Source organism: Flavobacterium granuli, from assembly GCF_031456055.1.
In the GTDB taxonomy this organism is placed as follows: Bacteria; Bacteroidota; Bacteroidia; order Flavobacteriales; family Flavobacteriaceae; genus Flavobacterium; species Flavobacterium granuli_A.
The window spans coordinates 191,164-204,435 of record NZ_JAVDTX010000007.1 but is presented as its reverse complement, the minus strand read 5'-3'; the positions used below and the strand labels follow the sequence as shown (position 1 = coordinate 204,435).

Genomic DNA, 13,272 nt, shown 5'->3' with positions numbered 1-13,272 from the left:
TTATATTTTGACCATTGATAATATTTTTGCTATTTTCTTTTTATAGGGCTTCATATATTGATCAAAAATCAAATACATTTTAAAAATAAATGGGTTCAAAACCCAATGAAATTTAGAATTTTCAAACAATACTTGTTCAGTATTAAAACTATTTTTAAATTCGACAACGCCTTTTGATCCTCCTAAAGAAATATTATATCCATCAAAACTATTTTTTATAGATATTTTTATTGCTTCCCATTGAAGAAAATCTCCCGTTCGTAAATCTGGTATTTCTTTTTTAGAACCTCCTAAAATATAAGTAAAATAATTTCCCGTTTTCAATAACAATATTGCTCCTTTAAGTTCTTTATTTTTGTAAACTCCTAACATTTTCAAAACATTCTTTTCTAATAAAGCAAACAAACATTCTTTTATTTCATCCCATCCTCTTATATTATAATTTGATGTTTTTGAATTCTCAATAAAAAGTTGATAACCTTCTTTTATTTTATCTTTAGTCTCTATTTCCTCAAAATCTAAACCTTTACGATAAGAGCTCCTAATATTTCTCCTTATCGATGATTTTAGCGACATAATCTTTGCTTCATCATCAAACCCTTTTAAATCTACCCAATTCAGTCCATTTGAAGAATAAACATATTTAAATATATGTCCTTGATTTACATCCCTAAGCGAATCAAATTCTGGAAGATCAGTATAAACGTGACTGTTTAAAACAGATGAAAAAGGCAAAGTAATATGACTATAACAAGCTTTAAGCTTTTTTGCTCTTTCAGGAACATTCCCAATAAGCATATTTAAATCATTTTCATGTCCACTTGCAACAATTGGCCCATAAGGAACAACATAAAACTTAAAAAACAATATTTTGGCAATTACAGCTCCATATCCTCCTATAATTAAATCATTTTCTAAACAAAGACACACTTCAAAATCAAAATTATAAGATTCATAAGAACGCAACCAATCCGACAAGATCAGATGACTTCCTTTATCATTAGTTTGCACAAAATTGTCCCATTTTTCTAACCAATACTTGTCTTTCGTAAAAATAATCTCCATTATTTTATTACTCTAAAAATTAAATCAGTTTCATTCTTTACGGCTATGACCCCAAGCTCATCAATATCGAGCAGTATGTTTTCAAAGCCGGACCAGTACCCAACTAATTCTTTCAATGTAGGATTCCAAATTTCATTATTCATTATTTTGGTTCCTAAAACACTAAAATTATTAGCCACTTCTTTATCAATAGTACTTACCGTATCAAACAATTTCCCGTTGTGATACTCCATAGGAACCGAAAAATAAGTATGTGCAATAAAAATCCCCTTCTCTTTTATTAGTAATTCAATATTATCAGGACACAATGCTTTTTTGAAATCGACCATTTCCAAAGTTTGAAAAATATAAAATTCTTTTTCAAAAATGGTGTGTTTGAACAAAATGGGATTGTATTTTGCCAATTTATAAGGCTTATTTCTATTGCTATTCCAAAAAAGTAAAACATTAATAATATTGAAAAAAATACTAAAGCTATCTTTTAGCAATAGATAAAATTTGCTTTTGTCTTTCTGGTAAAATACCTTTTTAAAATTCCCGGCAATGCTTTTGTACTTTAACAATAGTTTTTGATCTCCATAAAAATGAAAAACAATATTTTTAATCATCAATTGCATTTTTTTCGAAAAACCTAAATCTTTATTTCCTGTTAAAAAATCATACAAAGTAAAATGTTGCGAATTCAATTGGTTAATTACTCCAAATGTAGCCGTTCCAGAATCGACATAATTCCACAAAATTTTAATATTTTTGCTTATTAAGTTGTTTTCATAAACTTCTGTTTCTATCTTTTTATTTTTAAATAATGATAAATTATAAGGCTGATAACCGTGGTCTATCCAAGTAGGCATGTCTGAATTTGGCGGTACAAAATTAAAAAAATCTGCATTGCTGCCACTCCCCGATTTTATCGATTGAGAGAGTGAATGGTAACACAATTCGTGTCCGTCTTCTTTCCACTGTTCCAGCTCAACAGCATCATACTCAAAGGAAGCATTGTCGGTGCGCTTAGAAAAATGATTTAAGAAAAAACCTTTAGTGATTTTTACATTGTTTCGCTTAAAAAAATCTCTTTGAATCTTTAAATTTTCTAGTGTATCAAAATCACAATGATCGGTAAAACAAGCTATTGCCGTAAAAGGAATTTTTGAACGACTAAATTCAATGGCATTTTTAGCAGGAAATAGCAGCGCTAAACATTGTATAAACAAAAATCTTTGCTTTGCAAAATCAATAGTTCTTTCATTGTTTGGCGCAATATAATTCGTTAAAGGCGAGGCATATTCTGGATTAAAACGCCATAACAATATTGATTTATTCTTTTTGTTTATTTCCCATATCCCAATGTTCCTATTGGCCTGTACCAATGTTCCATCCTTCAATTTAATAATCTTAGGACAAAATTCATTAGCTATTCTATCACGATTGCATTTTACCCAATTATAATCGTGATCTCTAAATTCGCTAATGGGTTGAGAAAATCGTATTACAATATCGAACGAGTTGATTTGTGGAGTCAAAAATTTTGAAACATCTATCTCAGTTTTGTTCTTTTGGATTTTATCAAAAGAAACATCACTATTACCTGATGATGTCCAAATTGAAATCGTTTGTATCAAAATAAGTGTTTTTTATTAAGTTTTGTTATTGCAAAAAGCTTGTTAGACAGTAAATAATAATACTCAGTACCTTTTTTATTTCAATTAATTGGAGAGACAATTATTTATTCATTAAAATAATTTTTCCAAATATTGATCTTATGGATATGAGAAGTTTATCTAAAAATATTGATTTTGCAATATGGCTGACAATGAATAATTTCATAAATTCAATTTTCGTTTACTAAAAATCAAACTCCACCACCCCAATGTTTCTTTAAAAGCTCCAGTGCTCTTCGTTTTGGTAAATGTATTGCTAAATCGCATAACTGTCAAAAGTAAATAATTGAAAAGCATTTTGTTTAGGTTTATCCATATTAATCAAAACATTTCATTTTTTTGTTTAGCAAAAAAATCAAAATTCAAATTCGCAATAACTGTAACACTAAATCTATCTGTAACATCTGCTCTAGCATTTTTTCCCATCGTTTTTGAAACCTCAGGATGATCCAAGACCCATTTAATTTTATCAGCAATGTCCTCTGGAGAATAAGGATTAGCCAAAATTCCAGTCACATTATTGATTACTGCTTCATTACCTGGGCCAGCAGTAGAACCAACAAAAATTTTTCCCATAGCTAAAACCTCCAACCATGCCAAAGGCATAGCTTCCATATGACTTGGATAACAACAGATATTGCTTTTTGCAATAAGATTTGGCATTTTGCTATTATTCACCAAACCCAAAAAAGTAATGTGTTTTGAAATTTCTGGAGTAATTGATTTTTCTAAGATCGGTAAATACGGAATTTTTGTTCCAGGCAAATTACCACCTTTACCAGCAATCAATAAGTGGATTTCTGGAAATTCATCAACTAAAAACGCTAATGACTCTATCAATTGTCGAATTCCCTTTTTTTCAACGATACTCCCCGCAAACAATAGTGTGTGTTTTACATAATCAATTTCAGAAGCATCAAAAAATTTAGAAATATCTACAGGATTATAAATTACCTGTATAGGAACATCACCCAATTTTAACAAATTTCGGGTCGTTTCTCCCACATATTCTGATACTGCTACCAAAAGATCCGCTTTTTTAAAAGACTTTTTTTCCTGAAAAGCTTTCCACCATTCAATTTTTCTGTTTTCAGCTTTGGCAAAAAAATGATGTCCACCATGCATCCGAATAACATACTTTATCTCTTTTCGTTTTGGCAAAAAAGCTAAACCTAACTCGGTTGCTTCTACAAAATCTATAGGGTGCTCTTTGTGAATAGAATCAATTTTATTGGTAATCACTTTTGAATTATAATACCATTGCAGTCCTTTTTGCTTTTTCGAAACCAAACGGTATACTGTTATCCCGTTTATAATTTCCGTTTCCTCATTAGAAACATAATTCAGCCCAACTACACTAACTTTAATTCCTCTTTCAACCAATTCTCTGCCTAAAGTAGCAATAAATGACCCAACTCCTCCATGAGGAAATCCTTCTTTAGGAAACTCGCTTGTTAAGAAACATATGTGCATTTTAATTAATTTTAATGGTTTGTTGTATTCTTTCCGAAGCATTTTTATAATCCCCAAGCACAATTTTCTCCCACTGACTCATTTCGAAACAATTACCAGCAACATTAGTTAATTTTTCAATAATTTCCTCTTTATTATTTAACCAAATAACAGCATCTCCATTCGGCATACTTTTAAAATGCTGATATTTATAAATTGTTTTAACCGACCAATCTTTTACCTTTTTATTTTCTTGATCATAATTGATAAAAACACACGGCTTGTTGAACATACCAAAATCAAAAGCCATTGTAGAACCAACATTAACAACTATATCAGAATAAAAAGCAGTACTCACCAACAATTTCACATCATCAATAGAAGGATAAACTGCATTCCATTCTTTTGATGTACTAAAATACCATAAAGGAGGGACTTCTCGAATTAAATCTTTATTTTCATTTACTACAGCATCAAATCTACCAGAAAAATCAACTGGACATCGTCGTAACAAAATCTGATATTCCCCTTGCAAATTAGCTTTGATTATTTCCTCAGCAATATCTTTTAAATAACTTGGATCGTCTGGAGAGGTTTTGGTATCGTCCCCAGAAAAACAAATGATTTTTTTACATGAATCCAGTTTATATTTCTCGTAGAAAATCACTTTTTCAATTATATTTTTTTCATTCTCATAAAATTCAAACTGAGGAGTACCTGTGATATGAATAGCATCCGAAGAAATTTCGGGATAATATAATTTCAATTCCTTTTTCATATATTCTGACCATACCAAATAATTATCTGCTCTCAAAGCTAAACGTGCTTTTGGCAAATTATCCCAAGAATAAATTACCGTTGTGGTCTTAATTCCTAAATCTGTGGCAGCTGCAAATATAGTAGCTGCATTTAAAGCTCGTTGATGTGAACAAAAAACGACACTAGGTTCTATTCTCCTTAAAATATTCTTTACCTCATTATAAAAAGGATTTTGGCGAATGGCTTTTTGATACTTTTTTTCTAACTTTAGAATACCTGAATATCTTTTAACATAAGGAGCTATTCTTTCAATTGTCTTATAAAACAGCTTTTTTGAAAATGTTTTTTGTTTCCAATTCCAATTGGTCAGCAAAGTTTTATTATCAACTTTTTCAGTATTATAATACAGTCTGGAAAGACAAATTAATTCTCGAAAAAATTTCTCCTTAACAGATTCTTTGTATTTTGGAATAACAATATCATCATCTATAGAAACATTTTCTTTAACAGCCCTTATAGTCTCCGAATCAAAATTATGAAACAGTATCAAATCTTCCTCAATGCCTTTAAACACATCAGAATATAGATAATTTCTAATTCCAACTCCATCCGGAAAAAGTAATACAATCTTATTTTTCACTGCTCTAAAATTTTATGGTTTCATAAGAAAAAATAGTCCTTATGAATTATTTGTTACTTAAAAAAATCGTGAATTACTGTTTTGGTAAACTTCCTTGCACCTGTGTCATTCAAATGTCCACAAGAAGAAAAGTACTTGTCCTCGACCACCACATTCTCATAATTATGAATTTCGGGATATAGCTTTTGGACTTTTTCAAAATAATTGATTCCTTTGGTGTTTTCACACATCGGTGTCATGACCGCAATGAAATTGATTTTATTGTCCTTGCAAATTTGCTTAATTTCTTCGTAGTATTGGTTATGTACTAAAGGCTTTAGATTGACAATATTATTCTTCATATTGGCATTCGGCTTCTTTCCTAAAGGATAATAACCTTGGTGATCTAAAATACTGGTTGCCTTTTTTAAAGCAGTATCGTAAAATTCTCGAAAACCAATACGCTCATCAAATTTTATATAACGGTAAAAAGGAACATAATACAATTCTAAAAAATCATCTTCATTTGAAAAATGTTTTTTTACAGTTTTCGACTGATGCAAATAGGGCAAAAATTTACTTGAAATCCCATAATCCCTATGCTTATTCGACAAATTCAAATCAGCTTCTAAGATTACATTTTTAATTTTATAATCTCTTTCTATCATCAATTTCAAAAGTAGGGAAGCTTCAAATAGATGACCACCACTCATACCATAATTGAATGTTTTCAGTCCTTTATCTTCAAACATTTGGGCAACAAAATGATTATTCGCTCTGGAAGACCCTAAAATGACCACATCGAAATTTTCATTTTTTGAATTATATACATGATCTATCTTGCCTCGATTACTCGATTGTAGATAAACGGCGGTATATATAAAATCCAAAACAACAGCTATTACAATCGTAAGGATTAATGTTTTTAAAGTGAATAGTAAAAACTTTTGCATTAGAATTGAAAATATATAAATTCTTTATAATCGGAGTAAGTTCCAAAAGCGAGAATGGCTGTTATAGCCAAAGCCAATTTCACTGTATTGTATTTCCCTGAAATAGGCTCTACTTTGGTTCTATTATTCCATTCGACCAAAACAAAAAGACCAATCATAAGCAATAATTCGTAATTGTAACGTTCATTTATAAGATACTGAGAAGTAAATTCTCTGTTTACAACTATTCGTTTCAAATACAAAAAAGCATCAGTTATCGTTTTAGCCCTAAAAAACACCCAGGCAATCGTACTTAGGCAAAAAGTCATTACTATACTCGCTACTGTTCTTACCGAATACCAATTCCAATTCAGTTGAATTTCATCAATATTACTTCGATTTCTCTTCAATAATAAAAGTGGCAAAAAATATACAGCATTGAGGAAACCCCAAGCCAAATACGTCCAATTGGCACCATGCCAAAAACCGCTTACCACAAAAATGATGAAAACATTACGTACTTGCATTGCTTTGGAACCTTTGCTTCCTCCCAACGGAATATAGAGATAATCACGAAACCAAGAGGAAAGTGAAATGTGCCAACGTCGCCAAAACTCGGCTATATCTCTTGAAAAATAAGGATAATTGAAATTGCGTAATAAATCCAGTCCAAACAATTTTGACATTCCCAATGCCATATCTGAATATCCTGAGAAATCACCATAGATTTGGAACGCAAAATAGATTCCTCCAAGAATAAGTGACAAAGAATTCATTGAAGTGTAATTATCAAAAACAGCATTGGCATAAGTCGCACAGGTATCTGCAATAACTACTTTTTTGACCAATCCCCAAATTAATTGACAAATTCCTTCTTTGGCTTTTTCTAAATCAAATTCACGTTTAACTTTTATTTCAGGTAATAAATGGGTTGCCCTTTCTATAGGGCCAGCAACCAAAAGCGGAAAATAACTAACGAATAAAGAATAATCAATAAAGTTGTATTCGGCTTTTATTCGCTTATAATAAATATCAATCACATAAGATAATCCATGAAACGTATAAAATGAAATTCCTACCGGCAAAACTACATCCAAAAGAATTGGACTCGCTTTAAAACCAACAGTAGTCAACATTTCAGCAAAAGAAGCTGAAAAAAAGTTATAGTATTTAAAAACACCTAAAAATCCTAAATTGATAATAACACTTAGCCAAAACCAAAATTTTCTCCCTTTTTCATTACTACTCTTTTCAATTCTGATTCCTGTATAATAATCCAAAAACGTTGAGAAAACCAACAGAAACAAAAAACGCCAATCCCAACAGGAATAAAAATAGTAACTGGCAACTATGAGAAGTGCATTTTGGGTACTTTTTGTTTTGTTGAAAACAAACCAATACAAGAAAAACACTATGGGTAAAAAAATGGCAAAAGCCAGAGAATTAAAAAACATAATTTATTTAAAAAAATTGCATTCTATATTGAAGGCGCAAAGGAAAGGATTATTCTTTAGAAATAATATTATAATTCCTTCCCAAATACGTTTGAATACTTTTTGTAGAGGGTATATATTGATTATTTCAAAACATTCTTTCGAATTATCTATCTCTAAACTGTTTTTGATGATTCATTTGCCAAAACCCTTTATTTTGGAGAGCTTCCAAAAATAATTCGGCGCTATTTCCTTCACCAAAATCGGCTTCCGTTTGCTGTACCATATGGGAATCGATATTCCTTAAGGCTTCTGAGATATTATTTTTACTATAATCAACATTAATAATATCAGAATGAACGGCTCTATTCTGTTGACGAGTGCCAATATTGACAATCGGAATTCCATAATAAGGAGCTTCCCGTATTCCAGCACTGCTATTCCCTATAATGAATTGTGAATTTTTCAATAATGTCAAAAAATATTCAAATCGCAACGATGGAAAAATCCGAAAACGAGAATTACCTTTTAATCTCTCATAAGCTTCCAGAATTACTTGACTTCCCAAATCATTATTAGGAAAAACAACCACGTAATTATGAGTATCCCCCAATAATACATCTACAAAATCTGATGCATATTGTGACATTTCTTTTATTTCTGTGGTTACTGGATGAAACATTACAATGGCAAACGAATCAAAATCAATTTGATAATACTTCTTTACAGTAGTTAAATCAGGAAGTTTATCTGAAAACATAACATCAATATCAGGAGAACCAATAGTGAAGATGGATTCTTTTATCTCACCCATTTGTTTCAACCTATTAGCTGCATCAACATTGGAAACAAAATGAATATGACTCAGTTTACTTACGCTATGACGAATCAATTCATCAACTGTTCCTGATATTTCGCCTCCCTCAATGTGTGCAACCAGAATATTATTTAAAGAACCCACAATAGCCCCCGCCAAAGTTTCAACTCTATCACCGTGTACAAGAATTAAATCCGGTTCCACAATTTTCACATAACTTGAGAGTCCTTCGATAGTTTTGGCTAGTGTCAAATCCATGGTAGTTTCATGGGTATGGTTCTGAAAAGTGTGTATGTTTTTATAACCGCAACGCTGAATCTCCAACAATGTATATCCATATTCTTCCTGTAAATGCATGCCAGTAACCGATACAAAAACTTCGAATTCTGGTTGTTGTTCCAAAATCGAAATCAATGATTTTATTTTACCAAAATCTGCACGAGTCCCAGTCAGGAATAATATCTTTTTATTCACTTATTTAAATTTTTTTTTTAATGTCTATGAATTTTTTCTCATTTTATTCAAAATCAATAAAATCCAATTGCTCATCATTAGCAATATCTCGAGTGGCTTTTTTACCTAAAACAGAATCAAAATGTTCCGCTAGAATCTTTCCCGTTCCTGGACGTTTCACCCAAATATTTTCTTTTGTAAATATCTCTCCTTTTTTTATCTCAGCGATAGTACAAACTGTTGCAAAAGCAAAATCAATTGTCACTTGTTCTTCTTTTGCAGGTTCTTTGATACCACCACGCATTTGCCAAATTTCATTGGAACTAACTATTAATTCCTTTGTAGCTTGCTCATCCATACTGCATATAATATCTGGTCCTGTGCGCTGCATATGATCTGTAAAATGGCGTTCCAAAATACTGGCCCCCAATGCAACTGCTCCCAAACAAGCATTGTTATTCAAGGTATGATCACTCAACCCAAATACTTTATCTGAAAAAGCTTCATGCATTTGAATCATAGCACCAAAACGAACCAAATGTATTGGAGTTGGATATAAATTAGTTGTGTGCAATAAAGCTACAGGGACTTTATATTTATCAAAAACAGCTACAGCTTTGCTAATACTTTCAATAGTATTCATCCCAGTGCTCAAAATAACAGGTTTCCCAAAGGAAGCAATATGTTCCAATAAAGGATAATTATTGCATTCACCCGAACCAATTTTATAAGCAGGAATGTCAAACTTCTTCAACCTTTCGGATGCAGCACGAGAGAATGGAGTTGAAATAAAAATCATCCCTTTGCTTTCTACATAATTCTTTAGCTCCAATTCATCCGCTTCATTCAACGAACAACGCTCCATAATTTCATAAATGGATACATCAGCATTACCTGGAATTACTTTTTTTGCAGCTCCAGACATTTCATCTTCCACGATATGCGTTTGATGTTTTACAACCTCAACGCCAGCTCTGTGTGCTGCATCTACCATTTCTTTGGCTACTTGCAAAGAGCCTTCATGATTAATGCCGATTTCGGCAATGACTAAAGGTGGATAATCAGGGCCTATTTTTCGTCCTGCTATTTCTATATATGAATTCATTTTGATCAGGTATTTTGCTTTTTAAATTTGAAATTTTTGAAACAGATACTCCGCATATTCCAAATCTTCGGGAGTATCGATATCTACATTTGCAAAAATATGATTTACTTGAAATGGAAAAGCATTTTCAGAAATAATCTTGTCTTCAAGAATCAAAGATGCTTTGGTAATATACAACAATCCATTTTCGAAAAACAAAGGTTCCAAATCCTGACTTCTCTGTCCAAAGCAATAATTAAATGGTTGGAATTTGTTATCTATTATTTTTCCAAATTTTTGATGGTTTCTAGTAACTGTAAATAAACTATCAAAATTTCCTTTTTGATAGGTTTCAAAAGCTTCTTTTAGCAAATTATCTGGTCGAAGAGGGTTTGTGGCTTGAAGCAAAATTACATTTTCTACTCCCTCATCAATTGATTCCAAAACATGTTTCAACGCCGAAACTGTAGGCTCATAATCTCCCGAAATGGATTTTGGGCGGTCAATAACTTTAGCTCCATATTTTAAGGCAATACTCTTTATTGTTTTATCATCAGTTGATACATAGACATCATCAATAAATTCGTTATTTACTAATGCATATTGTATTGAATGTACCAATAAAGGTAATCCTCCCAACATCTGAATATTCTTTTCGAGTATGCGTTTTGATCCACCTCTGGCAGGAATTATGACTATTGCTTTCATTGTTACTACATTTTTATAAAACTCAATTTCAAAAAAAAACTATTATTTTCTTTTTATTTTTTATTATATTCTGAATTGGTTTTTCAATATAAACATAAGACAATGAAGAAACTAAAAGCAACATAACAAGTCTAATAAAAAAAAGACTTGTCACATCATTGATATGAAAATATTTATTAATGCTATAGGCACTTACCCAAGAATAAACAGGATATTGCAAAATATAAATTCCAAAACTAATTTCCCCTAAAAAAACAAATATTTTTTTTTGAAATAGCTTAGTTATAAAACCATTGTTTAAAGAGAATAAAATTATCAAAGGAATAAAAAATACAGCAAACAAACCATTATGAAAATTTAACCCAAATCGAAATTTCAAAGCCAATAATACCAATCCTACAAATAGTAAGATAGCAAAATCATAATTGCCTTTTTTCTCCTGTAAATTCTTAATGAAGAAAAGTCCAGCAACATTTCCTATCAAAAATTCATTGAAATGCATTAAAGGATTATAATTTAACATGTTTTTTATTGTATCTAATTCAAAACCTCCATAAAACTCAAATTGTAAATGAAGAAATACTTGGCTTAAAACCCAAAATATAATAATAAAAAACGAAACCTTTTTCAAAGAACTTATTTTATAGAACTTATTAAACATCAATGGAAAAATTATGTAAAACAATAACTCGACAGACAATGACCACCCAGGTGAATTAACAGACAGTACTTTACTTGGAACCCAAGCTTGAATCATAAAAATATTTAAAAAAAGACCTAATATATCTACATTATATGTACGCAATTGCAGAAAAAAAATCAAGAGTATACCAAAAAAATACAATGGATAAATTCTAGAGAATCTATTTATAAAATAATCAGAAACTGAAATAACAGCATTATTCCCATAAGCTATAATCATCACAAACCCTGACAAAATAAAAAAGTAACTTACGCAAACATTGCCATTACTAAATATAAAAGAAACGATATCATTATTAAATAAAAAGCTCTTTTTACCATAATGGAAAACAACAACTGAAACTGCTGCAAGGAACCTGGTAAATGTCAATTGTTCTATTCTCATTATTTGACCGTATTGTTTATTAATCTTAATTTTGCCTGCTCAATAATTTTGTTCATTTCCTCATTCCATTTTTCTTTAGAATACAATATTTCTTGAGTTTCTAGAACTTTAAAATTCCCTTCCAAAAAATCGTTTATGGCAATTTCCCATTCCAAAACAAAATGAGGGTTATTAATAAGTTTCCCTAATCTTCCATACTGCAAAACTTCTGGAACACCTCCCATTGCAGAGGCAATACAATAACTTCCACAATGTAAAGCTTCAATCAAACTCAGTCCAAACCCTTCCTGCCATAATGTTGGGAAAAGATAACAGTCTGAAGCTTGATAATACTTTGGAAGCTCATCGTTTGGAATTCTCCCCAAAAAAACGACTCCCTCCATTTCTTCTCTTGGATCACAACCAATAACAACCAAGATAATATTTTTATGTCTTGAATATATATTTTTCCAAACATCTAAAATTAAATGTAAACCCTTTTTTGGTCTGTCTTGGGAACACCAAACAAAAACTTTTTTGTCTCCAAAACCAAATTTGTCTTTTAATTTAGTTTTCTCAGAATCAGAAATTATTGTAAAAATTTTCGTATCTATACCATTGTATAACACTGAAAAATAGCTTGGCAAAACACTAATTTGTTTCGTGTGTTGCTTATAACTATCATTAGTAAGCAAAACCATCTCATCAATTATTTCATAAAAATCCGTCCCAGCCCCCTGTTTAAGATAAGGTTGATAACCGTGATAAAAAAATTGAATATAACATTGCTTGGAAATTCCTTTTGAAACCAAATATTTGTTCAGGGGTTTCACAATTCCATAGTTATCAATAATTTGAATTATGTATTTTTCATTTGAAACAATCAATCTATCGATAGCCTGAAAATACTCAAGGTATTTTCTGTTTAAATATTTCCGTTGGATTTTATTCCAAAATGTGTGATTAACAAAGCTATATTTTATTCCATCAAATAGTTTTTGTGGTTTCGGGCATACAATACAATCAATTTTGTTATCATTTTCTAAATAATTTTTATAAAGAGTAGTCCAACTTCCTATTTTGGAATAAGGCAAAGGAAATTGAGATATAAGAACAACTTTGATCATTGACAAAAATTAATGGTATGGTAAAAATAGAAAAAGTAGTTTATTCTTTTTGATTTTTTAAATTTTATGCATTTTAAACCATAATATCAATCATATAGA

At 30.7% G+C, this 13,272-nt stretch carries 11 protein-coding genes; all 11 read right to left on the bottom strand.

Annotated features, from left to right (window positions below; genetic code table 11):
- The 11 genes from J2W95_RS15475 to J2W95_RS15425 all read right to left on the bottom strand — a co-directional run bounded on the left by J2W95_RS15475 (position 1) and on the right by J2W95_RS15425 (position 13,173).
- A complete protein-coding gene (locus tag J2W95_RS15475) occupies positions 1-1,065 on the bottom strand; it encodes a lipid II:glycine glycyltransferase FemX (protein ID WP_310008603.1) in 1,065 nt (354 codons plus the stop codon).
- Positions 1,065-2,684 (bottom strand): hypothetical protein, encoded by a 1,620-nt coding sequence (locus tag J2W95_RS15470; protein ID WP_310008602.1) that lies wholly within the window; start codon positions 2,682-2,684, stop codon positions 1,065-1,067. The genes J2W95_RS15475 and J2W95_RS15470 overlap by 1 nt, the downstream gene beginning before the upstream one ends.
- 360 nt (positions 2,685-3,044) lie before the next feature.
- Positions 3,045-4,196 carry a glycosyltransferase family 4 protein gene (locus tag J2W95_RS15465; protein WP_310008600.1) on the bottom strand — a complete coding sequence of 384 codons (1,152 nt, stop codon included), beginning with the start codon at positions 4,194-4,196 and terminating at the stop codon, positions 3,045-3,047.
- A 1-nt stretch (position 4,197) separates the two neighbouring features.
- Positions 4,198-5,574 carry a CDP-glycerol glycerophosphotransferase family protein gene (locus tag J2W95_RS15460; RefSeq protein ID WP_310008597.1) on the bottom strand — a complete coding sequence of 459 codons (1,377 nt, stop codon included), beginning with the start codon at positions 5,572-5,574 and terminating at the stop codon, positions 4,198-4,200.
- A gap of 53 nt (positions 5,575-5,627) precedes the next feature.
- Positions 5,628-6,506 (bottom strand): hypothetical protein, encoded by an 879-nt coding sequence (locus J2W95_RS15455; RefSeq protein WP_310008595.1) that lies wholly within the window; start codon positions 6,504-6,506, stop codon positions 5,628-5,630.
- Entirely contained in the window at positions 6,506-7,939 is a 1,434-nt protein-coding gene (locus J2W95_RS15450) for an MBOAT family O-acyltransferase (protein WP_310008593.1), read from the bottom strand. The genes J2W95_RS15455 and J2W95_RS15450 overlap by 1 nt, the downstream gene beginning before the upstream one ends.
- Before the next feature lie 145 nt (positions 7,940-8,084).
- On the bottom strand, positions 8,085-9,209 hold the full coding sequence (gene neuC, locus J2W95_RS15445; protein ID WP_310008591.1) for a UDP-N-acetylglucosamine 2-epimerase: 1,125 nt from the start codon (positions 9,207-9,209) through the stop codon (positions 8,085-8,087).
- 43 nt (positions 9,210-9,252) lie between these two features.
- Entirely contained in the window at positions 9,253-10,293 is a 1,041-nt protein-coding gene (gene neuB, locus J2W95_RS15440) for an N-acetylneuraminate synthase (RefSeq protein ID WP_310008589.1), read from the bottom strand.
- Positions 10,294-10,314: 21 nt separating this feature from the next.
- The gene (locus tag J2W95_RS15435; protein WP_310008587.1) at positions 10,315-10,980 is read right to left on the bottom strand and encodes an acylneuraminate cytidylyltransferase family protein; all 666 of its coding nucleotides are present in this window, start codon (positions 10,978-10,980) and stop codon (positions 10,315-10,317) included.
- A gap of 28 nt (positions 10,981-11,008) precedes the next feature.
- Complete coding sequence (locus J2W95_RS15430) at positions 11,009-12,067, bottom strand: acyltransferase family protein (protein ID WP_310008585.1); 1,059 nt, start codon at positions 12,065-12,067, stop codon at positions 11,009-11,011.
- Positions 12,067-13,173, bottom strand: a complete 1,107-nt coding sequence (locus J2W95_RS15425) for a glycosyltransferase family 4 protein (protein ID WP_310008583.1) — start codon at positions 13,171-13,173, stop codon at positions 12,067-12,069. Before J2W95_RS15425 ends, J2W95_RS15430 begins: the two co-directional genes overlap by 1 nt.
- Between the last annotated feature and the right edge of the window lie 99 nt (positions 13,174-13,272).